General features: G+C 60.7%; 19 protein-coding genes and 1 other RNA gene. 8 read left to right on the forward strand and 12 right to left on the reverse strand.

Translation table 11 applies throughout. The annotated features are described in order from the left end of the window. Positions 1 to 81 precede the first annotated feature (81 nt). From AB3G35_RS11090 to recR, 8 genes are all read left to right on the forward strand, one after another. Positions 82 to 741: a GntR family transcriptional regulator gene (locus AB3G35_RS11090; protein ID WP_016780276.1), complete on the forward strand. Its 660-nt coding sequence runs from the start codon at positions 82 to 84 to the stop codon at positions 739 to 741. A 2-nt stretch (positions 742 to 743) separates the two neighbouring features. Further along, positions 744 to 4232, forward strand: coding sequence for a chromosome segregation protein SMC (smc, locus tag AB3G35_RS11095; protein WP_169869872.1), 3489 nt, complete (start codon positions 744 to 746; stop codon positions 4230 to 4232). A gap of 258 nt (positions 4233 to 4490) precedes the next feature. Further along, on the forward strand, positions 4491 to 5375 hold the full coding sequence (zipA, locus tag AB3G35_RS11100) for a cell division protein ZipA (protein WP_016780278.1): 885 nt from the start codon (positions 4491 to 4493) through the stop codon (positions 5373 to 5375). A 96-nt stretch (positions 5376 to 5471) separates the two neighbouring features. Continuing rightward, positions 5472 to 7832: an NAD-dependent DNA ligase LigA gene (ligA, locus tag AB3G35_RS11105; protein ID WP_315247880.1), complete on the forward strand. Its 2361-nt coding sequence runs from the start codon at positions 5472 to 5474 to the stop codon at positions 7830 to 7832. 245 nt (positions 7833 to 8077) lie between these two features. Continuing rightward, positions 8078 to 8174: signal recognition particle sRNA small type (ffs, locus tag AB3G35_RS11110), an RNA gene on the forward strand. A gap of 225 nt (positions 8175 to 8399) precedes the next feature. After that, positions 8400 to 10451 carry a DNA polymerase III subunit gamma/tau gene (dnaX, locus tag AB3G35_RS11115; protein ID WP_106116316.1) on the forward strand — a complete coding sequence of 684 codons (2052 nt, stop codon included), beginning with the start codon at positions 8400 to 8402 and terminating at the stop codon, positions 10449 to 10451. Between the two features lie 77 nt (positions 10452 to 10528). Further along, positions 10529 to 10867 (forward strand): YbaB/EbfC family nucleoid-associated protein, encoded by a 339-nt coding sequence (locus AB3G35_RS11120; protein WP_016780291.1) that lies wholly within the window; start codon positions 10529 to 10531, stop codon positions 10865 to 10867. 118 nt (positions 10868 to 10985) lie between these two features. Further along, positions 10986 to 11588, forward strand: a complete 603-nt coding sequence (gene recR / locus AB3G35_RS11125) for a recombination mediator RecR (protein ID WP_016780292.1) — start codon at positions 10986 to 10988, stop codon at positions 11586 to 11588. Positions 11589 to 11973: 385 nt separating this feature from the next. Here recR and AB3G35_RS11130 read toward each other — a convergent pair whose 3' ends face one another. The 12 genes from AB3G35_RS11130 to AB3G35_RS11185 form a co-directional block, all read right to left on the reverse strand. Further along, positions 11974 to 12519: an adenine phosphoribosyltransferase gene (locus AB3G35_RS11130; protein WP_016780293.1), complete on the reverse strand. Its 546-nt coding sequence runs from the start codon at positions 12517 to 12519 to the stop codon at positions 11974 to 11976. Positions 12520 to 12572: 53 nt separating this feature from the next. Continuing rightward, positions 12573 to 13307: a fumarate/nitrate reduction transcriptional regulator Fnr gene (fnr, locus tag AB3G35_RS11135; RefSeq protein WP_029611340.1), complete on the reverse strand. Its 735-nt coding sequence runs from the start codon at positions 13305 to 13307 to the stop codon at positions 12573 to 12575. A gap of 120 nt (positions 13308 to 13427) precedes the next feature. After that, on the reverse strand, positions 13428 to 14810 hold the full coding sequence (gene hemN / locus AB3G35_RS11140; RefSeq protein ID WP_016780295.1) for an oxygen-independent coproporphyrinogen III oxidase: 1383 nt from the start codon (positions 14808 to 14810) through the stop codon (positions 13428 to 13430). Positions 14811 to 15005: 195 nt separating this feature from the next. Further along, positions 15006 to 15689 (reverse strand): sulfite exporter TauE/SafE family protein, encoded by a 684-nt coding sequence (locus AB3G35_RS11145; protein WP_086796225.1) that lies wholly within the window; start codon positions 15687 to 15689, stop codon positions 15006 to 15008. Continuing rightward, positions 15682 to 15912: a cbb3-type cytochrome oxidase assembly protein CcoS gene (ccoS, locus tag AB3G35_RS11150; protein ID WP_016780297.1), complete on the reverse strand. Its 231-nt coding sequence runs from the start codon at positions 15910 to 15912 to the stop codon at positions 15682 to 15684. Before ccoS ends, AB3G35_RS11145 begins: the two co-directional genes overlap by 8 nt. A gap of 20 nt (positions 15913 to 15932) precedes the next feature. Next, positions 15933 to 18383: a heavy metal translocating P-type ATPase gene (locus tag AB3G35_RS11155; protein ID WP_134050477.1), complete on the reverse strand. Its 2451-nt coding sequence runs from the start codon at positions 18381 to 18383 to the stop codon at positions 15933 to 15935. Positions 18384 to 18489: 106 nt separating this feature from the next. Further along, complete coding sequence (locus tag AB3G35_RS11160) at positions 18490 to 19032, reverse strand: FixH family protein (protein WP_083369455.1); 543 nt, start codon at positions 19030 to 19032, stop codon at positions 18490 to 18492. An 11-nt stretch (positions 19033 to 19043) separates the two neighbouring features. Beyond that, positions 19044 to 20459 (reverse strand): cytochrome c oxidase accessory protein CcoG, encoded by a 1416-nt coding sequence (gene ccoG / locus AB3G35_RS11165; protein WP_016780300.1) that lies wholly within the window; start codon positions 20457 to 20459, stop codon positions 19044 to 19046. A gap of 215 nt (positions 20460 to 20674) precedes the next feature. Further along, on the reverse strand, positions 20675 to 21085 hold the full coding sequence (locus AB3G35_RS11170; RefSeq protein WP_369782667.1) for a type II toxin-antitoxin system VapC family toxin: 411 nt from the start codon (positions 21083 to 21085) through the stop codon (positions 20675 to 20677). Then, positions 21085 to 21336, reverse strand: a complete 252-nt coding sequence (locus tag AB3G35_RS11175) for a type II toxin-antitoxin system Phd/YefM family antitoxin (RefSeq protein ID WP_095002756.1) — start codon at positions 21334 to 21336, stop codon at positions 21085 to 21087. Before AB3G35_RS11175 ends, AB3G35_RS11170 begins: the two co-directional genes overlap by 1 nt. A 143-nt stretch (positions 21337 to 21479) precedes the next feature. Beyond that, complete coding sequence (ccoP, locus tag AB3G35_RS11180; RefSeq protein ID WP_016780303.1) at positions 21480 to 22457, reverse strand: cytochrome-c oxidase, cbb3-type subunit III; 978 nt, start codon at positions 22455 to 22457, stop codon at positions 21480 to 21482. Beyond that, the gene (locus tag AB3G35_RS11185) at positions 22454 to 22645 is read right to left on the reverse strand and encodes a CcoQ/FixQ family Cbb3-type cytochrome c oxidase assembly chaperone (RefSeq protein WP_003447209.1); all 192 of its coding nucleotides are present in this window, start codon (positions 22643 to 22645) and stop codon (positions 22454 to 22456) included. The genes ccoP and AB3G35_RS11185 overlap by 4 nt, the downstream gene beginning before the upstream one ends. Positions 22646 to 22647 lie beyond the last annotated feature (2 nt).

The following is a 22647-nucleotide window of genomic DNA, read 5'->3' on the forward strand; positions in this document are numbered from 1 at the left end:
GGCCTCCGGGGCTCTGCGCGAGGGCCCACCAAGTGCGTTACACTTCGCCCCTGCACTGATAAAAGATTTTGAAGGTAAAACATGACGTTCAAGGCGCCGGACAGCCTCGCCGAGCAAATCGCTCACCACCTCGCCGAACGCATCATTCGCGGCGAGCTAAAGCCTGGGGAACGCATTCAGGAACAGAAAGTGACACTGGCGCTCAATGTCAGTCGTGGCTCTGTGCGCGAAGCCTTGCTGATCCTGGAGCGGCGACATCTGATCGCCATCCTCCCGCGCCGCGGTGCCCATGTGACCGAACTCACGGCGCACAAGGTGCAAAGCCTGTGCACGCTGATGAGCGAGATGTACATCCTGCTCGGCAATGCGGTTGCCCAACGCTGGGCGGTGCCGGCTGACCTGGGGCCATTCCTGCAGATTCAGCAGCGTCTGGCTGCCAGCTACGAGCGCCAGGACATCAGCGCCTTTGTTGAAGACAGCTTCAATGTGATGCGTGCGGCGTACCCGTTCGCGGACAACCCGTACCTGCAGGAAACCGTCGAGAACCTGCACCCGGCCATGAGCCGTGCCTATTACCTGGCACTGGATCAGCGCAAGGCCGAGATGAGCGAATTTTTGGCCTTGTTTGCGCAGTTGCTCGAAGCCGTGCTGGCGCGTGACCTGGTGCAGATTCGCGTGGTGCTGAGCAGCTATGCCCAGCGCAGTTGTGCCCTGGTGCTGTCTGCCTTGACGGTTGCCTGAGCGTGCGCCTGACGTGCATCAAGCTGGCCGGCTTCAAGTCTTTCGTTGACCCGACAACCGTTACCTTCCCGAGCAATATGGCGGCGGTGGTCGGCCCCAACGGTTGTGGCAAGTCCAACATCATCGATGCCGTGCGCTGGGTCATGGGCGAAAGCTCGGCCAAAAACCTGCGCGGCGAGTCGATGACCGACGTCATCTTCAATGGCTCAACCACGCGCAAACCGGTGAGCCAGGCCAGCATCGAGCTGGTGTTCGACAACTCCGACGGTACCCTGCTGGGCGAGTATGCGGCCTACGCCGAGATCTCCATTCGCCGCAAGGTAACCCGCGACAGCCAGACCACTTATTACCTCAACGGCACCAAATGCCGGCGTCGTGACATTACCGATATCTTCCTCGGTACGGGCCTGGGGCCGCGCAGCTACTCGATCATCGAGCAGGGCATGATCTCCAAGCTGATCGAGTCCAAGCCCGAAGACCTGCGCAATTTTATCGAAGAAGCAGCCGGCATCTCCAAGTACAAGGAGCGCCGTCGCGAGACCGAAAATCGCATTCGCCGTACCCACGAGAACCTCGCCCGCCTGACTGACCTGCGCGACGAGCTGGGCCGCCAGCTGGAACGCTTGCACCGCCAGGCACAGGCTGCCGAGAAGTACCAGGAATACAAGGGCCAGGAGCGTCAGCTCAAGGCCCAGCTGTCGGCCCTGCGCTGGCAGGCCCTGAATGAGCAGGTGGGTCAGCGTGAAGCGATCATCGGCAACCAGGAAGTCAGCTTCGAAGCCCTGGTGGCCGAGCAGCGCAATGCCGATGCCAGCATCGAACGCCTGCGTGACGGGCACCATGATCTGTCAGAGCGCTTCAATCTGGTGCAAGGGCGCTTCTATTCGGTCGGGGGCGATATTGCCCGCGTCGAGCAGAGCATTCAGCATGGCCAGCAACGTTTGCGCCAGTTGCAGGATGACCTGCGCGAAGCCGAACGCTCGCGCCTGGAGACCGAGTCTCACCTGGGGCATGACCGCACCCTGCTGGCGACCCTGGGTGAAGAGCTGCACATGCTTGAGCCCGAGCAGGAACTCACCAGCGCCGCCGCCGAAGAGGCCGCCGCCACGCTGGAAGTGGCCGAACAGACCATGCACGGCTGGCAAGAGCAGTGGGACAGCTTTAACCTTCGCTCGGCCGAGCCGCAGCGCCAGTCCGAAGTGCTGCAAGCGCGCATCCAGCAGCTGGAAACCAGCATGGAACGTGTGGCGGAGCGTCAGCGCCGCCTGGCTGAAGAGCGCGCCTTGCTGGCAGCGGACCCTGAAGACGCGGCGATTCTTGAACTGAGTGAGCAACTGGCCACCAGCGAGCTGACTCACGAAGAACTGCAGGCCAGCGAAGAGCAACTGGTGGAGCGGCTAGAGCAAGTGCGGCATGACTTGCAACAGGCCACGCAGAATCAGCAGCAGGCCCAGGGCGATTTGCAGCGGCTGAACGGCCGCCTGGCTTCGCTTGAGGCCCTGCAGCAGGCGGCCCTAGACCCGGGCACCGGCACCAGTGAGTGGTTACGCGATCAGCAGTTGGCCGAGCAACCGCGGCTGGCCGAAGGCTTGCGGGTAGAGCCGGGCTGGGAACTGGCGGTCGAGACCGTGCTGGGGGCCGACTTGCAGGCCGTGCTGGTTGAGGATTTTGCCCGGCTGGATCTGGCCGGCTTTGCCCAGGGCGATTTGCGCCTGGTCAGTGGCGCAGGGCCGGTCTCCCGTTTGGCGGGCAGCCTGCTCGACAAGGTAGAGGCCGATTTTGATCTGGCGCCGTGGCTGGCTCAGGTCAGGCCGGTCGAGTCCCTTGAGCAGGCGCTGGCGCTGCGCGCGCAATTGGTCGATGGCCAGAGCCTGATCAGCCGTGATGGTTATTGGGTGGGGCGTAATTTCCTGCGGGTGCGCCGTGCCAGCGAAGCCGAAAGTGGCGTTTTGGCCCGGGGCCAGGAAATTCAGCGTCTGGGGCTTGAGCGCGAAGAGCGCGAAGCCACCCTCGCGACCCTTGAAGAACAGCTGCAAAGCCTGCGTGAGCAGCAGTTGGTGCAAGAGGACTCTCGTGAGCAGGTTCGCCGTCGCTTGCAGGACGAAGCACGCCAGCAGGGTGAGATAAAGGCCAAGCTATCTGCGAGCAAAGCCAAAGTCGAGCAATTGACCCTGCGCCGTCGTCGTCTGGACGAAGAACTGGCCGAGCTGGCTGAGCAGCGCGCGCTTGAGCACGAGCAAGTGGGCGAAGCGCGCCTGCAGTTGCAGGAAGCCCTCGATGCAATGGCCACCGACACCGAACAGCGCGAATTGTTGCTGGCGCGGCGTGACAGCCTGCGCGAGCAGCTCGACCGGGTGCGCCAGGATGCCCGTCAGCACAAGGATCACGCGCACCAGTTGGCGGTTCGACTGGGTTCGCTCAAGGCGCAGCATGACTCCACCCGTCAGGCCCTTGAACGTCTGCAAATGCAGTCCGAGCGTCTGGCTGAAAAGCGCGAACAGCTCAACCTCAATCTGGAGGAGGGTGAAGCGCCTCTGGAAGAGCTGCGCCTGAAACTTGAAGAGTTGCTCGACAAGCGCCTGAGCGTGGATGAAGAACTCAAGATTGCCCAGACCGCCCTCGAAGACGCCGACCGTGAATTGCGTGACGCTGAAAAGCGCCGCAACCAGGCTGAGCAACAGTCGCAGCTGATTCGTGGCCAGCTGGAACAGCAGCGCATGGAGTGGCAAGCCCTGAGCGTGCGACGTACGGCGTTACAGGATCAGTTGCTGGCAGATGGCTATGACTTGCACGGGGTGCTCGCTACGCTTGATGCCGAGGTCAATGAACAGCAGGCTGAAGAAGAACTGGAACGTATTGCTGCACGCATTCAGCGTTTGGGCGCGATCAACCTCGCGGCCATCGATGAGTACCAGCAGCAATCGGAGCGCAAGCGCTACCTCGATGCCCAGGATGCCGATCTGGTCGAAGCACTCGACACCCTCGAAAACGTCATCCGCAAGATCGACAAAGAGACCCGCAGTCGCTTTAAAGACACCTTTGATCAGATAAATGGTGGATTACAGGCACTTTTCCCAAAAGTTTTCGGTGGCGGCAGCGCTTATTTGGAACTGACGGGCGAAGATTTACTCGATACAGGGGTGACAATCATGGCGCGCCCGCCGGGCAAGAAAAACAGCACGATCCATTTGCTGTCCGGTGGCGAGAAAGCCTTGACTGCCCTGGCCCTGGTTTTTGCCATTTTCAAGCTCAACCCGGCGCCGTTTTGCATGCTCGATGAGGTTGATGCACCGCTCGATGATGCCAACGTAGGCCGCTATGCACGCCTGGTCAAAGAGATGTCACAGACGGTGCAATTCATCTACATCACCCACAACAAAATCGCCATGGAAATGGCCGATCAGTTGATGGGGGTGACGATGCATGAGCCCGGCTGTTCGCGTCTGGTAGCGGTTGATGTTGAGGAGGCAATGGCAATGGTCGATGCTTGAGCTATAAGCATGTAGGACGATTTTTTTCTTCTTGTAAGAAATTTATCTGCGATTTGATCGATACGACGTGAAGGTCAAAGGCTACATGGGCCTAACTCAATGCGACAGACGGTGTAAAGTTATCTTTGGTCGTGTTAATTTAATGTCTAATTTTTTTGTACGTGGGTAAAACGCCATTCAGAACATAGAGTTGGCGCCACGTTTTAAAGGGCTTTAGGCTCTTCTTCATAGAATCATTTTTTAGGGGCAAGGGATTACATGGAAATCGGTCTGCGCGAATGGCTGATAGTCATCGGCATAGTGGTAATCGCCGGTATTCTTTTTGATGGCTGGCGCCGCATGCGTGGTGGCAAAGGCAAGCTCAAGTTCCGGCTTGATCGCAGTTTTTCCAACGCCCCGGACGACGAGCACAGCCCTGAGTTGCTGGGCCCGGCACGGGTTCTGGATACGCCCACCCATAAAGAGCCGCAGCTGGATGAGCATGACTTGCCATCGGTCAGCATGCCTGCGCGGGACAAAGGCGCCAAGCGCGGCAAGCGTGGCGGTGAGCCGAGCCAGGGTGACCTGAACCTTGATCTGGAACTGGATGAAGGCCCGAGCATCAGTGCCCGTGATGATGATCATGTCGCGCCGGTCAAACCTGCGCGCGGCCGTGCCAAGCCGAGTGTGGCGGAAGTTGAAGTCAAGGAGCCTGCTGCTGCGCAGCCAGCGGCCGAAGAAGTGCTGGTGATCAGCGTGATCAGCCGTGACCCGGCGGGTTTCAAGGGCCCTGCACTGTTGCAGAACATTCTGGAAAGCGGTCTGCGTTTTGGCGAAATGGATATTTTCCATCGCCATGAAAGCATGGCCGGTAATGGCGAAGTGCTGTTTTCGATGGCCAACGCAGTCAAGCCGGGTGTTTTCGATCTGGATGATATCGACCTGTTCAGCACGCCGGCTGTCAGCTTTTTCCTTGGTTTGCCGGGACCGCGTCATCCCAAGCAGGCTTTTGATGTGATGGTTGCCGCTGCACGCAAGCTGTCCCAGGAACTCAATGGCGAGCTCAAGGACGACCAGCGCAGTGTTCTGACGGCCCAGACCATCGAGCATTACCGCCAGCGCATCGTTGAATTCGAGCGCCGTGCCCTGACTCAAAAACGCTGAACATGTGGGGGCCGGCTTGCCTGCTCCCCCCGCATGCACCATGAATACTACAAGGAGCAGCCTCGGCTGCTCTTTTGCTTTGCGAGAGAACACCCCATGACCGCCGCCAATACCCGCATTCTAGAGCTGCGCGCTGAACTGGATCAGCATAACTACCGCTACCATGTACTCGACGAGCCGAGCATTCCGGACGCCGAGTACGACCGTCTGTTCCGTGAGTTGAAGGCGCTGGAAGCCGAGCATCCCGAGCTGGTGACTGCCGACTCGCCGACCCAGCGGGTAGGCAGCGCGGCGTTGTCCGCGTTTACTCAGGTGCGTCACGAAGTGCCCATGCTGAGCCTGGGCAATGCGTTTGATGAAACCGATATGCGTGAATTTGATCGCCGGGTCAGTGAAGGGCTGGATCTGCCCGCAGGCGACCTGTTTGGTGGCGGCGCTGAAGTTGAATACAGCTGCGAACCCAAGCTGGACGGGCTGGCGGTGAGTTTGCTGTACCGCGATGGAAATCTGGTGCGCGGTGCCACCCGGGGTGATGGCACCACCGGCGAAGACATCAGTGTCAATGTGCGCACCGTGCGCAATATCCCGCTCAAGCTGCATGGCAGTGGCTGGCCAGCGGTGCTGGAAGTGCGCGGCGAAGTGTTTATGTCCAAGGCCGGTTTTGACCGGCTCAATGAAACCCAGCTCGCCGTCGGCGGCAAGACCTTTGCCAACCCTCGTAACGCTGCGGCGGGTAGCTTGCGTCAGCTGGATTCGAAGATTACCGCCAGCCGCCCGCTGGAGTTTTGCTGCTACGGCCTGGGGCAGGTCTCTGAAGAGTTTTCTGACACCCATATCGGCAATCTCAAGCAGTTGCAGCAATGGGGCATGCCTATCAGCCACGAACTGAAGCTGGCTCATGGTATTGCCGAGTGCCTGGATTACTACCGCGATATTGGCGAGCGCCGGGCTTCGCTGCCCTATGAAATCGACGGCGTGGTGTTCAAGGTCAATAACCTGGCGTCGCAGCGCGAGTTGGGCTTTCGGGCGCGGGAGCCGCGCTGGGCCATCGCCCACAAGTTCCCGGCGATGGAAGAGCTGACCGAGCTGCTCGATGTGGAGTTTCAGGTCGGGCGCACCGGTGCGGTAACGCCGGTGGCGCGTCTCAAGCCGGTCAAGGTGGCGGGTGTCACCGTGTCCAATGCCACCCTGCACAACATGGATGAAGTGGCGCGGCTGGGGCTGATGATTGGCGACACCGTGATTATTCGCCGTGCTGGCGATGTGATCCCGCAGGTCGTTCAGGTGGTGCTCGAGCGCCGCCCTGAAAATGCCCGCCCGGTGCAGATTCCTGAACACTGCCCGGTGTGCGGTTCCCATGTCGAGCGCACGCAGTTGATCAAGCGCAGCAAGGGCCGCGAAACCGTCAGCGAAGGCGCGGTGTATCGCTGTGTCGGCCGTTTGGCGTGTGGTGCTCAGCTTAAACAGGCGATCATTCATTTTGTCTCGCGCCGGGCGATGGACATCGAAGGTCTGGGCGAAAAAAGTGTCGAGCAGTTGGTCGATGAGGGGCTGGTGAGTTCGCCGGCAGACCTCTATACCCTGCAGTTCGAGCAGATCGTCGATCTCGAAGGCTTTGCCGAGCTGTCGAGTAAAAACCTGCTGCAGGCCATTGCCGACAGCAAGCGTCCGACCCTGGCGCGCTTTATCTACGCATTGGGCATTCCTGATGTGGGAGAAGAGACTGCCAAAGTGCTGGCGCGTTCTCTGGCCTCTCTGGAGCGTGTACAGAAGGCCTTGCCGCAAGTGCTGACCTACCTGCCGGATGTGGGCCTGGAAGTGGCGCACGAGATCCACAGCTTCTTCAGTGATGGCCACAACCAGCAGGTGATTGCCCAGTTACTGGAGCGCGGCCTGGAGTTGCAGGACCAGGGCGAACTGGGCGCCGAGTTTGCCGCCAGTACCACCTTGGGCGGGTTGATCGACAAGCTGCATATTCCCTCGGTCGGGCCGGGCGGGGCACAGAAGCTGGCCGAGAAATTCGGCTCGCTGGAGGGGGTGATCAATGCCGACTGGCTCGATATGCGCCAGGCCCTGCCGGAAAAACAGGCCAAGGCGGTTCGCGAGTTTTTCGATAATCCTGAAAATGCGCGCATGGCGCTGGAAATCGAAGCGCAGCTGCGTGATTTCGGCATGCACTGGCACAGCGAGAAAAAGGCTGTAGAAGGCTTGCCGCTGGCGGGCCAGACCTGGGTGCTGACCGGTTCGCTGGAATTGATGAGCCGCGACGTCGCCAAGGACAAGCTGGAAAGCCTGGGGGCCAAGGTCTCGGGTTCGGTATCCGGCAAGACCCACTGCGTGGTGGCGGGGCCGGGGGCGGGCTCCAAGCTGGTCAAGGCCAACGAGCTGGGGCTCAAGGTGCTGGATGAAGAAGCCTTTGTCGCGTTTTTGGCCGGGCAGGGCATTTCGATCCAGTAATGGCGGTAGGGGCGGGCTTGCTCGCGATGCAGGCGACGCGGTGTCTCAGTTGACCCGCGCAGAAGCCATCGCGGGAAAGCCGGCTCCCACAAACGAGCTGTAGGGTGTTGCAAGACAGTGTTTCAACCCGAATCCAAGTGCTTGAGCCCATTCATTTTTTTATTCTTGTCACAGCGGTTGTAAGTTTTTCTCAGACAGGTACAATGGCGCCGTTCGCTGCTAGGCGGATGTTGTTATGGTGACCCTATCGGTCCCCCCGCAACGATTACCCGTGAACCTGGTCAGATCCGGAAGGAAGCAGCCACAGCGGGAACATTGTGTGCCGGGGTGTGGCTGGTGGGGTTGCCTCCATTTTAAAACCCGCAATTGTGCCGGGTTTGAATCAAAATCCAACTCTCTTCTCAAAAAGCCCTTGTCGACGTTCAAAAGAACGGGCGATGTGTTCTTGTGCGCGGGTAAAACCCTCTCTGCACCGGCTGCAAGCAGTTAAACGTGCGCATCGGATGCAATTTCGGCCTTGCTCCGCTAGCATTAGCCCCCTCCGCTTTTCAGACGCGACGGTTATCAATGAGTTATCAGGTTCTTGCACGTAAATGGCGTCCGCGCTCGTTCCGCGAAATGGTCGGCCAGACCCATGTGCTCAAGGCTCTGATCAATGCCCTGGACAGTCAGCGCCTGCACCACGCCTACCTTTTTACCGGTACCCGTGGCGTGGGCAAGACCACCATTGCGCGGATCATCGCCAAATGCCTGAACTGTGAGACAGGTATCACCTCGACGCCATGCGGCGAGTGCTCGGTGTGCCGTGAAATCGACGAGGGCCGCTTTGTCGACCTGATCGAGATCGACGCCGCCAGCCGCACCAAGGTCGAGGACACCCGTGAGCTGCTCGACAACGTGCAGTACGCACCGAGTCGCGGGCGCTTCAAGGTCTACTTGATCGACGAAGTGCACATGCTCTCCAGCCATTCGTTCAATGCGCTGCTCAAGACCCTTGAAGAACCGCCGCCCTACGTCAAGTTCATCCTCGCGACCACCGATCCGCAGAAATTGCCGGCCACGATCCTGTCGCGTTGCCTGCAGTTCTCGCTGAAAAACATGACACCGGAGCGCGTGGTCGAGCATTTGAGCCATGTGCTCAGTGTCGAGAACGTGCCGTTCGAAGACGACGCGCTGTGGCTGCTGGGCCGCGCTGCCGACGGTTCTATGCGCGATGCCATGAGCCTCACCGACCAGGCGATTGCCTTCGGCGAAGGCAAGGTACTGGCAGGTGATGTGCGGGCGATGCTTGGCACGCTGGATCACGGTCAGGTGTTTGACCTGCTGCACGCCTTGATCGAAGGTGATGCCAAGGCCATGCTTGAGGCCGTGCGCCATCTGGCCGAGCAGGGCCCGGACTGGAATGGCGTGCTGTCGGAGATCCTCAACGTCTTCCATCGCGTGGCCATTGCCCAGGCGCTGCCGGACGGTGTCGACAACGGTCATGGCGACCGCGACCGCGTGCTGGCCCTGGCTCAGGCGCTGCCTGCCGAAGACGTGCAGTTTTATTACCAGATGGGCCTGATTGGCCGGCGCGACTTGCCGCTGGCGCCAGACCCGCGTGGTGGCTTTGAGATGGTCCTGCTGCGAATGCTGGCGTTCCGCCCGGCAGATACCGGCAACGCGCCGAGTCAGCCGCTAAAGCCAGTGGGGATCAGCCAGGCCACAGTTGATTCCGCCCAAGCCGTGGCGGGTACGACCCCTGTTGCGCCAGCCGTTGCCGCGCCGGCAGCGGTTGTTGCGCAACCCGTTGTACCAGTGGTCGAGGTGGTTGCCGAGCCTGTGCAGGCGCCCAAGGCCCCGCCAGCGCCCGAAAAGGACTTGCCCTGGAACGCGCCGTCCGCCCCTGTGGTCGACATCGAGGCAGCGCCCGAGTCGGTGCTGGATACCGTTGGCGAGCCGCCTGAGTTGCCGCCGATGCCGATGCCAACGCCGGACAGCGTGGTGCCGGATGCGCCAGAGTGGATCGCAGCAGCGATTCCCGAGCCGACCGCCGAACAGGTGGATGCAGCGGTGTCGGGTATGGATCGCGACGATGAGCCGCCGCTGGACGAAGACTATATCGAGCCGGACATGGATTCGGCTGCCTACAGCTACCTGGATGAGCTGGCCAGTGAGCACGCCGCCGAACCTGCTCCTGAGCCCGAGCCTCTGCCTGCGGCCATGCCGGCGACCGGCCTGGCCCTTGAATGGCTGGAGATGTTCCCCAAATTACCGGTGTCGGGCATGACTGCCAGCATTGGTGCCAACTGCACCCTGATTGCCGTTGACGGTGATGACTGGTTGTTGCATCTGGATCCGGCTCACAGCGCATTGTTCAACCTGACCCAGCAGCGCCGGCTCAACGATGCACTGAACCAGTTCACTCAGCGTACACTCAAAGTCACCATCGAGCTGGTCAAGCCGGAGCAGGAAACCCCGGCCCAGGCGGCTTCGCGTTTTCGTGCTGAGCGTCAGCGCCTGGCTGAAGAGTCGATTTATGCCGACCCGCTGGTGCAGCAGATGGTTGAGCAGTTCGGTGCGGTCGTGCGCGAAGATACGATTCAACCTGTAGAGGTTGCACAGGCTCAAGCGTCGTAACGCCAGAGCATTAACTTACAGCCCGCAGTCGTTTTGATTGCGGGAGCATTGTCCAAATAACGTTTGAGGTGATTCCCATGATGAAAGGTGGCATGGCCGGCCTGATGAAGCAGGCGCAGCAGATGCAGGAAAAAATGGCCAAGATGCAGGAAGAACTGGCCAATGCTGAAGTCACCGGCAAGGCGGGTGGCGATATGGTCACTGTGGTCATGACCGGCCGTCATGACGTCAAGCGGGTAAGCATTGACCCGACGTTGCTGGAAGGCGTGAGCGAAGACGACCGCGAAGTGCTGGAAGACCTGTTCGCCGCAGCGGTGAACGACGCCGTGCGCAAGATCGAAGCCAACAGCCAGGACAAAATGTCTGGCGTGACCGCCGGCATGCAACTGCCGCCGGGCATGAAGCTGCCGTTCTAAGGCGCTCGACAATGCCAGGCCATGAGCCTGGCATTTTTTTGCCTGTTCTACGGGTATTTGACGCTGGCCCACACCGCGGGTATAAACCGCGTCTCGTTGTTTTGTCGGACCTTTCCCTATGAGCTTTAGCCCCCTGATTCGCCAACTGATCGATGCCTTGCGTACCCTGCCGGGCGTAGGTCAAAAGACCGCGCAGCGCATGGCTCTGCAATTGCTGGAACGTGATCGCAGTGGCGGCTCGCGTCTGGCCCTGGCCCTGACCCAGGCAATGGAAGGTGTGGGGCACTGCCGTCTGTGCAGGACCCTTACCGAAGACGATCTGTGCCCGCAGTGTGCCGACGTGCGTCGGGATGACACCTTGCTGTGCGTGGTCGAGGGGCCGATGGATGTATATGCCGTCGAGCAGACTGGTTATCGCGGCCGTTACTTTGTGCTCAAGGGCCACTTGTCGCCGCTGGATGGCCTGGGGCCGGAGGCGATTGGCATTCCGCAATTGATGGCGCGTATTGCCGAGCAGGGCACGTTTGCGGAGGTGATCCTGGCGACCAACCCTACGGTCGAGGGTGAAGCCACTGCGCATTACATTGCCCAGTTGCTGAGCAACAAAGGCCTGATTGCGTCGCGTATTGCCCATGGCGTGCCGTTGGGTGGAGAGCTGGAACTGGTGGACGGTGGCACGCTGGCCCATTCGTTCTCGGGGCGTCGACCGATTACGCTCTGACTGCGATTGCCGGGAGGGGGGGCTCCTGTGGGCTGGCTTGCCTGCGATGCAGACGGCGCGGACTGGCAGGTACACCGCAGCGATGCCATCGCGAGCAAGCCCGCTCCCACAAAGGGGCCTGGCAAGCCGCGAATTCAGTTAGCCATGCATTACCTGTGGGAGCTGGCTTGCCTGCGATGCAGACGGCGCGGACTGGCAGGTACACCGCAGCGATGCCATCGCGAGCAAGCCCGCTCCCACAAAGGGGCCTGGCAAGCCGCGAATTCAGTTAGCCATGCATTACCTGTGGGAGCTGGCTTGCCTGCGATGCAGGCGGCGCGGACTGGCAGGTACACCGCAGCGGTGCCATCGCGAGCAAGCCCGCTCCCACAAGGGGGCTTTCGGTTTATTCGGTCAACGAAAATTCCGTCAGGCAAAAAGTCGGCACGCCCAAATCCTGCAGGCGCTGCGAACCGCCCAGCTCGGGCAGGTCGATGATGGCTGCTGCTTCAAACACCTGCGCACCCATGCGTCGCACCAGGTTGGCTGCCGCAATCAGCGTGCCGCCTGTAGCAATCAAGTCATCGACGATCAGCAACGAGTCGCCTTCACACAGGCTGTCGGCGTGAACTTCCAGAAACGCTTCGCCATATTCCGTCTGATAGCCTTCGGCCAATACGTCAGCGGGCAATTTGCCTTGTTTGCGAAACAGGATCAGCGGTTTGTTGAGCTGGTGGGCCAGTACCGAGCCGATCAGGAAGCCGCGGGCATCCATGGCGCCGATATGGCTGAAGTCAGCCTCGACGTAGCGCTCGATAAAACGGTCGGCAATCACGCGCATGGCACGGGGCGACTGGTACAGCGGAGTGATGTCACGAAAGATGACGCCCGGCTTGGGGAAATCAACAACCGGGCGGATCAGGGTTTTGAGGCAAAAATCGTCGGAGACCATATCGGGCTGTCCTGGGGAGCATTAAGCGCGCCAGTATAACCCGTCAAGCCGTCTCAGACCTCCAGCGAACCACCGGCCAGGGCGCACAGCTTGATCGGGTCAAGAATATGCACTTCTTTGCCTTCGGCAGTAATCAGCTGGTTTTCCTGCAGGCGGGTGAATACGCGGGATACGGTTTCTACGGCCAGGCCCAGGTAGTTGCCGATTTCGTTGCGCGACATGCTCAGGCGGAACTGATTGGCCGAGAAACCGCGAGCACGGAAACGTGCTGACAGGTTGACCAGAAAGGTGGCGATACGCTCGTCAGCGGTTTTTTTCGACAGCAGCAGCATCATTTGCTGATCGTCACGGATCTCGCGGCTCATCACCCGCATCAGTTGGCGACGCAGCTGTGGCAGTTGCACCGAGAGTTCATCGAGACGCTCAAAAGGAATTTCGCACACCGGCGTGGTTTCCAGGGCCTGGGCCGATACCGGGTAGGTTTCAGTGTCCATGCCGGAGAGGCCGACCAGTTCGCTGGGCAGGTGGAAGCCGGTAATTTGCTCCTCACCGTTGTCGCTCAGGCTGAAGGTTTTCAGTGCGCCAGAACGTACGGCGTAAACCGAGCCAAAGGTGTCGCCCTGGCGGAACAGGAATTCGCCTTTTTTCAGTGGGCGGCCGCGCTTGACGATTTCTTCCAGCGCATCCATGTCTTCCAGGTTCAACGAAAGTGGCAAGCAGAGAGGGGCCAGACTGCAATCCTTGCACTGTGCCTGAGTGTGAGCGCGCACTTTTACTGGCTCGGACATTTCTTAAATCCTTGTAGGAAAACACACATAAGATGCAAGGGTACCCCAGCGTGGGGGGGGTAGGCCAGCCGCACCACGCCAGTGCACTCATCTCATGCTGTAGAGGCCGTCTTCGAGGCCTTAAATCACCCGCGAATAGCGCTGGCGGGTTTGCTGCTCAAGGTAGGCGTCGAACACCATGCACACCGAGCGTACCAGTAGCCGCCCGGCAGGCAGGACAGTCAATTGCTCGTCGTCCAGGGTGATCAGCCCGTCCGCGGCCATGGTCTTGAGCGTCGGCCACTGCGGGGCGAAATAGCCTCGAAAATCGATATTGAACGCCTGCTCGATGTGCGCGAACGGTACATGCAGATTGCAGATGATCTGCTGGATGACTTCGCGGCGGATACGATCGTCCTGATTGCACAGCAGGCCGCGGCTGGTGGCGAGCTGATCGCTGGCCAGGGTGCGCTGGTAGCTCGCCAGGTCACTGTCGTTCTGGCAGTACAGGTCGCCGATCTGGCTGATGGCCGAGACGCCCAGCCCGATCAGGTCGCAATGGCCGTGGGTGGTGTAGCCCTGGAAGTTGCGTTGCAGGGTTGATTCTTCCTGGGCGATGGCCAGTTCATCGTCGGGCAGGGCGAAGTGGTCCATGCCGATATAGCGATAGCCGGCGCCGGTCAGTTGCTCGATGGTGCGCTCCAGCATCTGCAGTTTGGCGGCAGGTGAGGGCAGGTCGCTGGTGTTGATGCGGCGCTGCGGCATAAAGCGTTCAGGCAAGTGCGCGTAGTTGAACACCGACAGGCGATCGGGCTGCAGGCTGATCACTTCCTCGACGGTGCGGGCAAAGGCTTCGGGCGTCTGTTTGGGCAGGCCGTAGATCAGGTCGATATTGATCGAGCGAAATTGCAGGGTGCGCGCGGCATCGATCACGGCCCGGGTCTCTTCCAGGCTTTGCAGGCGATTGACCGCCCGCTGCACGTCTGGGTCAAGGTCTTGCAGGCCGATGCTGACACGGTTGAAGCCCAGTTCACGCAACAGGCCCATGGTCGACCAGTCGGCTTCCCGCGGGTCTATTTCGATACCGTAGTCACCTGAATCGTCGTCCAGCAAATTGAATTGCTGACGCAGCTTGGCCATCAGTTGACGCAATTCGTCGTGGCTGAGAAACGTCGGGGTACCGCCGCCAAAGTGCAATTGCTCGACCTTCTGTTTGGGGTCGAGGTGGCAGGCGATCATCTGGATTTCCTGCTCGAGTTTTTGCAGGTAGGGCTGGGCCCGGCCACGGTCCTTGGTGATGACCTTGTTGCAGGCGCAGTAGTAGCAAATGTTCGCGCAAAAAGGCACATGTACATACAACGACAGCGGGCGCAGCGCTTTGCGGCTCTCGCGCAGGGCGTGGAGCAGGTCGAAGGGGCTGACCTGGTTGTTGAACTGCATGGCTGTCGGGTATGAGGTGTAACGCGGTCCGGCCAGGTCGTAGCGGCGGATCAATTCTGGGTCCCAACGAATGGCGTCGAGCATGCGGGCATTCCCCTGGGATGGCTGGCAATGCTCAGGATTCTAGGGGGTGGGGCGTTGTAGCATCTTGATTTGCATCAACAGCTGTGATTGGCAAGATTTTTGTGGGAGCGGGCTTGCTCGCGATGCCAGCGACGCGGACTGCCAGAAAAATCGCAGTGATGCCATCGCGAGCAAGCCCGCTCCCAGAGGGTCTGTCTAGTGCCCCATCAGCCAGTGCTGGTGCGGGCCGGGCAGGGTCCAGATGCCGAAGAGGATCACCAGCAGGCCGCCAGCCATGCGCACGCTGCGTTTGCGCAGCAGCGCAGTGACCCGTTCGGCGGCCAGGCCGGTGGCCAGCAAGACGGGCCAGGTGCCTAAACCAAATGCCAGCATCAGCAAGGCACTGTCCATTGCGCTGCCCTGGCTGGCTGACCAGATCAACGTGCTGTACACCAGCCCGCAGGGCAGCCAGCCCCAGAGTGCGCCCAGCAGCAATGCGCGGGGCAGGCTGGACACTGGCAGCAAGCGGGTGGCCACGGGCTGGATATGCCGCCACAGGCCACGGCCCAGGCTTTCGATGCGGGTCAGGCCGCTCCACCAGCCAGCCAGGTACAGGCCCATGCAAATCAGCAACAGGCCGGCGAGGATGCGCATAAACATGGCCGCTGGACTGTTGGCCACCGCCCAGCCTGCCAGCCCCAGCAGTAAACCTGCCGTGGCATAGCTGAGAATTCGCCCAAGGTTGTAGGCCAACAGCAGCCTGAAGCGTCGGCTGCGTTGTTCCTTGGGGATGGCCAGGGTCAGCGCGCCCATCAGGCCGCCGCACATGCCCAGGCAGTGGCCGCCGCCGAGCAGGCCCAGGATCACGGCCGAGACGAGCAGGGGCGCAAGTTCAAGCATGGGGTGGCGACTTGCTGTCGGTATCGGAGGCCGATTCCGGGTGCAGGTTTTTGGCTTCTTCGACGGCGGCGGTGTGCTGCGGGTCCTGATCGTCGAACAGGATGCTGTGGGCCGGGCTGTCCAGGTCGTCGTACTGGCCGCTGTCGACCGCCCAGAAGAAGATGAAAATGCAGATGGCGACAATCAGCAATGCCGCCGGAATCATGATGTATAGCGCTGGCATAAGGGCTCCAGGCGACCGGTTCAGGCCGGTAGCGGGCGGTTGTGAGGCATGGCGCGAGTATGCGCCACCGCGGGCATGCGCGTCAGGCGCAAGGCGTTGAGCACCACGGTCAATGAGCTGAGCGACATGCCGATGGCGGCCCAGATCGGGGTGATCCAGCCCAGCGCGGCAAATGGCAGCATCAGGCCATTGTAGAGGCCGGCCCACAACAGGTTTTCGATGATCACCCGCCGGGTGCGGCGTGCCAGGCTGAAGGCCTGCACCAGCGCGTCGAGGCGGTTGGACAGCAGCACCGCATCGGCACTGGTTTTTGCCAGGTCCGTGGCCGAACCCATGGCCACGCTGATATCGGCAGCGGCCAGTACCGGCACATCGTTGACGCCGTCCCCCAGCATCAGCACCTTGCGCCCCTGGGCGTGCAACTGCTGCAAGACCTGCAGCTTGTCATCCGGGCGCAAGCCACCCTGCGCTTCATCTATTCCCAGTTCGGCGGCCACGCTGGCGACCATCGGCGAACTATCCCCCGAGAGCAGCAATGTGTGCCAGCCGCGGGCCTTGCACGCCGCCAGCAATGCCGGGGCGTCGTCGCGCAGGCGGTCGTCCAGGACAAACCAGGCCAACACGCCGTTAGTGTCACCCAGCAGCAGCCATTGGCCGGGCTCATCCGGCATGTCCGGGGCCTGGCACTGGCTCAGCGCGCAGACAAAACCCGGCTGGCCAATGCGCAAGCGCTGTTCGCCGACCCGCCCTTCAAGGCCCAGCCCCGGAGTGCTGTGCACTTCCTCGGCCGCTTGCGGGGCACGGCCAAAGGCGCGGGCAATGGGGTGCTCGGAGCGATTTTCGAGGGCGGCGGCCAGGGCCAGGCACTGGTCGCTGTCCAAGTCGCGCAAGGGGCGAATGGCGCGCAGGGCCAGACGGCCTTCGGTCAGGGTGCCGGTCTTGTCGAAAATCACTGTATCAATCTGGTTCAGGCCTTCGATCACATGGCCGCGGGTCAGCAGCAAGCCCAGCTTGTGCAGGGTGCCGGTGGCAGCGGTGAGGGCAGTCGGGGTGGCGAGGGACAAGGCGCACGGGCAGGTGGCCACCAGCATCGCCAGGACAATCCAGAAGGCCCGTGATGGATCAAGTTGCCACCACAGCAGGCCGATCCCGGCAGCGGCTATCAACGAAAACAGCAGGAACCATTGCGCCGCCTTGTCGGCAATTTCCGCCAGGCGTGGTTTTTCGCTTTGCGCGCGATCGAGCAGGCGCACGATGGCAGACAGGCGTGTGTCCTGGCCCAGGGCCATGACTTCGACGGTCAGCGCGCCTTCCACATTCAGGGTGCCCGCAGTGACAGCATCGCCAGTCCGGCGCGGCTGCGGCAGGTACTCGCCGGTCAGCAGGGACTCGTCGATGCTGGACTGGCCATCGAGGATCTTGCCGTCGGCCGGCAGGATTGCACCGGGGTGAACCAGTACGCGGTCGCCGACCTTCAGTTCGGTCAGCAGGATACGCTCGCTCTGGCCATCAGCGCTCAGGCGCAGGCACGAGGCGGGTAGCAGGTTGACCAGTTGCGCAGTGGCGGCGGCAGTGCGCTCCCGGGCGCGGCGCTCCAGATAGCGCCCGGCCAGCAAGAACAGGGCAAACATGCCCACGGCATCGAAATACAGTTCGCCAACACCGGTGATGGCGGTCCAGATCCCGGCGATATAGGCCCCGCCGATGGCCAGGGACACCGACACATCCATGGTCAGGTGGCGGGTGCGCAGGTCGCGCATGGCGCCTTTGAAAAACGGTGCGCAACTATAAAACACGATAGGCGTTGTCAGAAACAACGCCACCCAGCGCAGGATGGTATGCATCTCGGGGCTGAGGTCGATATTGAATTCGGGCCAAGTGGCCATGGTTGCCATCATTGCCTGAAACCACAGCAGCCCGGCGACGCCGAGCTGGCGCAAGGCCAGGCGGTTTTCGCTGGCCAGTTGTTCGGTGGCGCGGTCGGCCTGGTAGGGGTGCGCGGCATAGCCGATATGGCGCAGTTCGCTGAGCACCTCACTCAATGGCAACTGGCTGTCATCCCAGCGCACATGCAGACGGTGGTTGGACAGGTTGAGCCGGGCTTCGCTGACCGCAGGCAGATGGCGCAGGTGCTTTTCGATCAGCCAGCCACAGGCTGCGCAGCTGATGCCTTCGATCAGCAGGGTGGTTTCGGCTTGCTCACCCTCATGTCTGACAAAGGGCTTTTGCACGTCGGGGCGGTCATACAGCGCCAACTCTTCGACCAGTTGCACAGGGAACGCTTCGGGGTTGGCGGAGGCTTCACTGCGGTGCTGGTAGTAGCTTTCCAGGCCGCCGGCGACGATGGCTTCGGCCACGGCCTGGCAGCCCGGGCAGCAGAACTCGCGCACTTCGCCCAGGACAACGGCGGTAAACCGGCTGCCGGGCGGGACGGGCAGGGCGCAGTGGTAGCAGGGAACGGGAGTGGTCATGGCGCTCTATCGCGATATGGTGTCGCCGGAAAATACCTCATCGCGGGCAAGCCCGCTCTCACAGGGTTCGCGCATCCCTGTGGGAGCGGGCTTGCCCGCGATGGGGTTATTTCGACGTGTGGTCTTCAGCGCCCTGGATAGGCTCGTCGCCCAGCAGCAGGTCCTTGTCGTGGCCGACCAGCTCTTCTTCAAACAGGCGCCAGGTCTTGCCGTCTTCGACTCCCAGCAGCTCGACAAAACGGCGGCCTTCGATCTTGTCGTCCAGTTGGCCGATATAGCGCCCCGGTTCTGATGCGCTCTGGCTCAGGCTGATCTTGCGGTCTTTTTCCGGCTGGGTCGGCGAGATCAGGTTCAATTCCAGCACCTGTGGCTTGCTGTTGCCCTCCAGCAGCAGCACGACTTCACCGGTCATTTCGTCCAGGCGCAGCTTGGCTTTGAGTTGCAGGGTCTGGCCCAGCAGTTCGCGGTCCAGTGCACGGTTGATGCCTTTGCCTGCCTCGTAGTAATTGTCGTTGACCAGGTTGTCCGGGTTGTTCACGGCAATGGTGACCATCGACAGGGTCAGGGTCACCGAGCAGGCCAGGATGGCAATGATAATCCAGGGCCAAATGTGCTTGTACCAGGGGCTGGAAGCGTTTGCTGCGGGCATGTCGAATTCTCTTATCTGATTTGTGGGCCGATGAATCGGCTCTTGGCTTTAACGTTGACGTCGTTGTTGTCAGCGTCCTTGAGGATAAAGAACACCTCGTTGGTGCTTGACGGCAGTTTCTCGGGAGCAATCGACAGCTCGACCGGCAGGCTGACGATATCGCCGGCTGCGACCTTGATCTCGCGCTTGCCCTGCAGCTTGAGGTCCGGCAGGCCGGTGGCCTCCAGCACATACGTGTGGTCGTGCTGGTCCTTGTTCATGATCTTCAGGCTGTAGACGTTTTCGATCCGCCCTTCGGCGTTTTCGCGGTAAAGCACACGGTCCTTGCTGACATCGAAGCCCACCAGCGTACGGGTAAAGAACGCAGCGGCCAGCAGCCCCATCATGGTCAGCAAGACCAGTGCATAGCCAATCAGGCGCGGGCGCAGCTTGTGGGTTTTCTGGCCTGAGAGGTTGTGCTCGGTGGTGTAGCTGATCAGGCCGCGGGGGTAGTTCATCTTGTCCATGATGCTGTCGCAGGCATCGATGCAGGCGGCGCAGCCGATGCATTCGATCTGCAGGCCGTCGCGGATATCAATGCCGGTGGGGCATACCTGCACGCACATGGTGCAGTCGATGCAGTCGCCCAGGCCCATAGCCTTGTAGTCGGCGTCCTTTTTGCGCGGGCCACGGACTTCGCCGCGGCGCGGATCGTAGGAAACGATCAGGGTGTCCTTGTCGAACATCACGCTCTGGAAGCGCGCATACGGGCACATGTAGATGCACACCTGCTCGCGCAGCCAGCCGGCGTTGCCATAGGTGGCGAGGGTGAAGAAGCCGACCCAGAAATACGCCCAGCCATCGGCCTGGCCGGTGAAGAAGTCGATCACCAGCTCGCGGATGGGCGAAAAGTAGCCGACAAAGGTCATGCCGGTGACAAAGCCGATCAACAGCCAGAGTGTGTGTTTGCTGAACTTGCGCACAAACTTGTTGGCACTCATCGGTGCCTTGTCCAGCTTGATGCGCTGGTTGCGGTCGCCTTCAGTGACCTTTTCGCACCACATGAACACCCAGGTCCACACGCTTTGCGGGCAGGTATAGCCACACCACACGCGCCCGGCATATACGGTAATAAAGAACAGGCCAAAGGCTGCGACGATCAGCAGCCCCGACAGCAGGATGAAATCCTGTGGCCAGAAGGTGGCACCAAAAATAAAGAATTTACGCTCGGGCAGGTTCCACCACACAGCCTGGTGGCCGCCCCAGTTGAGCCACACCGTACCGAAATACAGCAGGAACAATATCGCCCCGCCGCCGATACGCAGGTTGCGGAAAAGTCCGGTGAAGGCGCGGGTATAGATCTTTTCCCGGGCCGCGTAGAGATCGGTACTTTCAGCGGGTTTCTTGGCAGGCGGAGTGACGTTGTGTACAGGAATCTGATTGCTCATTAGTGCGTCCCACGGCAGTGGAAAATGCCTCGGTCAGTACGTGCCGACCGCGGTCAGAAGGTGTTGCGATAGCGTAATGATACCCCTGTGACTCTAGCTCAAGGGTGCGACCTTTGGTCGCGTTCCGGAAAATGGCAAGTTGGTATAGGAGTTGTAACAAGTCATGACATGGATCAATTGACTTACACCTGCAGGCAGGTTGCGTCCTGGCTGAGTCAAAGCTCCCAAGGGTTGAGCACAAGAGCGCCGCTAAAGGCAAAGTCCCGGGTATTGCGGGTAACCACGGTCATGTCATGCACCAGTGCAGTGGCCGCGATGAGGGCGTCGCACTCATTGCTGCGGTCAGGCACATGCAGGCGGGCGCAGCGCCTGGCAACGGCGCCATCGACTGACAGCACGCGCCCGGCAAAGGCAGCCATAACATGTACTTCAAGCCAGTTGCGCAAGGTGGCGGCCTGCCCTGGATCGCGGCGCTCCAGGCGCAAGATGCCAGTTTCGATTTCCAGCAGGGTAATGGCCGAGATATACAGTTTGTAAGCCGGGACGCTGCGGGCCCAGGCCACCACTGCAGGGTCGGCCTGGGTTTTGCGCAGTTCAGAAACGACGTTGGTATCGAGCAGGAACATTAGAAATCCACTGGGCGCGGCGTGATGACTGCGCGTTCGGGTTCAAATTCAACCGGCGTTGTTTCGGGCATCACCAGCAGGTCGACAATGCTGGTGTCCAGGCCGGTTAGCCGTTGGTACTCCTCCATGCATAGCAGTACATGGGCGGGGCGGCCACGGTCAGTGATGTAAACAGGCCCTTGTTGCGATGCTTTTTTGGCACCGCTTGTGTCCTGATTGAATTCGCGGCTGGAAATGGTGGTGATGGTCATGGGCTGATCCTCCCCAAAAATACAATGTAGAAACGTTACTACCTTACGGGTGAGTACGGCAATAGCGGCTGCAGCCCTGAAACAAAATGGCCCCGGCAACTTTCGTTGGCGGGGCCATTTTTTGCAGCGTTCAAACTACCGCGTTACTCGTCTGCCTTGGCCTCATCGCCATGGGACAGGCTGTAAACATAGGCGGCCAGCAAGTGAACCTTGTCGTTGCCTTGCAGGTCAGCCTGGGCAGGCATCTGGCCCTGACGGCCGTAACGGATGGTCTGCTGCAGTTGAGCAAAGCTCGAACCGTAGATAAACGCCCCGGGGTGAGTCAGGTTGGGCGCGCCCATCAGCGGGTTGCCCTTGCCTTCAGGCCCGTGGCAAACCGCACAGTTGGTCGCGTAGATTTCCTTGCCTTTGGCAGGGTCGGCTTTCGCGCCTTCCGGCAGCTTGCGCCCGTCGAGGCTGGTCAGCACATAGGCGGCAACGTCGCTGACGCCTTGCTCGCCGATCACTTCCGACCAGCCCGGCATGACCGCGTGACGGCCGGCCATGATGGTGGTCTTGATGTCGGCCGGTGTACCGCCCCAGCGCCAGTCGGCGTCGGTCAGGTTAGGAAAGCCGTAAGCGCCCTTGGCGTCGGAACCGTGGCACACCGAGCAGTTGGAGGCGAACAGGCGGCCACCCATTTTCAGTGCTTGCGGGTCCTTGGCCACTTCTTCAATGGGCATGGCTGCGAATTTGGCGAAGATCGGCCCAAACTTGGCGTCCGACTTGGCCATTTCCTTTTCCCACTCATGCACCCCGGTCCAGCCGGTCTGGCCATTGGCAAACGGCGTCTGCTCTTTGGTGTCCAGGTACTGATAGCCTGGCAGCAGGCCTTTCCAGTTGCCCAGGCCCGGGTACAGCACGAGGTAGCCGAGGGCGAAAATCACGGTGCCCACAAACAGCATGAACCACCATTTCGGCATTGGGTTGTCGTACTCTTCGATGCCGTCGAACGCGTGGCCGACTTTCTCGTCGGTCTGCTCGCTGCGCTGGCCCTTGCGGGTGGCCAGCAACAGCCAGGTCAGGGCGAAGATGGTACCCAGAGTGAGGACTGTAACGTACAGACTCCAGAACGTAGTCATTCTTTGTTACTCCTAGAAGCTTGCTCTTGCTCGACGTGCTTGATGGCTTCGGGATCATCCTTGAACGGCAACAGGGTCGCGTCGTCAAATTCTGACTTGCGTCGCGGGCTGAAGACCCACAATGCCAAACCGATAAAAGCCACCATCACGACGACAGTGCCCAGGCCACGAATCATCCCGATATCCATTC

Source organism: Pseudomonas sp. WC2401, from assembly GCF_041200115.1.
Classification (GTDB): Bacteria; Pseudomonadota; Gammaproteobacteria; order Pseudomonadales; family Pseudomonadaceae; genus Aquipseudomonas; species Aquipseudomonas fragi.

Excerpts from the sequence above, each read along its gene's own strand:
- AB3G35_RS11090 (WP_016780276.1), top strand. The coding sequence starts at position 82 with ATGACGTTCAAGGCGCCGGACAGCCTCGCCGAGCAAATCGCTCACCAC.
- zipA (WP_016780278.1), top strand. The coding sequence starts at position 4,491 with ATGGAAATCGGTCTGCGCGAATGGCTGATAGTCATCGGCATAGTGGTA.
- ligA (WP_315247880.1), top strand. The coding sequence starts at position 5,472 with ATGACCGCCGCCAATACCCGCATTCTAGAGCTGCGCGCTGAACTGGAT.
- dnaX (WP_106116316.1), top strand. The coding sequence starts at position 8,400 with ATGAGTTATCAGGTTCTTGCACGTAAATGGCGTCCGCGCTCGTTCCGC.
- AB3G35_RS11120 (WP_016780291.1), top strand. The coding sequence starts at position 10,529 with ATGATGAAAGGTGGCATGGCCGGCCTGATGAAGCAGGCGCAGCAGATG.
- recR (WP_016780292.1), top strand. The coding sequence starts at position 10,986 with ATGAGCTTTAGCCCCCTGATTCGCCAACTGATCGATGCCTTGCGTACC.
- AB3G35_RS11130 (WP_016780293.1), bottom strand. The coding sequence starts at position 12,519 with ATGGTCTCCGACGATTTTTGCCTCAAAACCCTGATCCGCCCGGTTGTT.
- fnr (WP_029611340.1), bottom strand. The coding sequence starts at position 13,307 with ATGTCCGAGCCAGTAAAAGTGCGCGCTCACACTCAGGCACAGTGCAAG.
- hemN (WP_016780295.1), bottom strand. The coding sequence starts at position 14,810 with ATGCTCGACGCCATTCGTTGGGACCCAGAATTGATCCGCCGCTACGAC.
- AB3G35_RS11145 (WP_086796225.1), bottom strand. The coding sequence starts at position 15,689 with ATGCTTGAACTTGCGCCCCTGCTCGTCTCGGCCGTGATCCTGGGCCTG.
- ccoS (WP_016780297.1), bottom strand. The coding sequence starts at position 15,912 with ATGCCAGCGCTATACATCATGATTCCGGCGGCATTGCTGATTGTCGCC.
- AB3G35_RS11155 (WP_134050477.1), bottom strand. The coding sequence starts at position 18,383 with ATGACCACTCCCGTTCCCTGCTACCACTGCGCCCTGCCCGTCCCGCCC.
- AB3G35_RS11160 (WP_083369455.1), bottom strand. The coding sequence starts at position 19,032 with ATGCCCGCAGCAAACGCTTCCAGCCCCTGGTACAAGCACATTTGGCCC.
- ccoG (WP_016780300.1), bottom strand. The coding sequence starts at position 20,459 with ATGAGCAATCAGATTCCTGTACACAACGTCACTCCGCCTGCCAAGAAA.
- AB3G35_RS11170 (WP_369782667.1), bottom strand. The coding sequence starts at position 21,085 with ATGTTCCTGCTCGATACCAACGTCGTTTCTGAACTGCGCAAAACCCAG.
- AB3G35_RS11175 (WP_095002756.1), bottom strand. The coding sequence starts at position 21,336 with ATGACCATCACCACCATTTCCAGCCGCGAATTCAATCAGGACACAAGC.
- ccoP (WP_016780303.1), bottom strand. The coding sequence starts at position 22,457 with ATGACTACGTTCTGGAGTCTGTACGTTACAGTCCTCACTCTGGGTACC.
- AB3G35_RS11185 (WP_003447209.1), bottom strand. The coding sequence starts at position 22,645 with ATGGATATCGGGATGATTCGTGGCCTGGGCACTGTCGTCGTGATGGTG.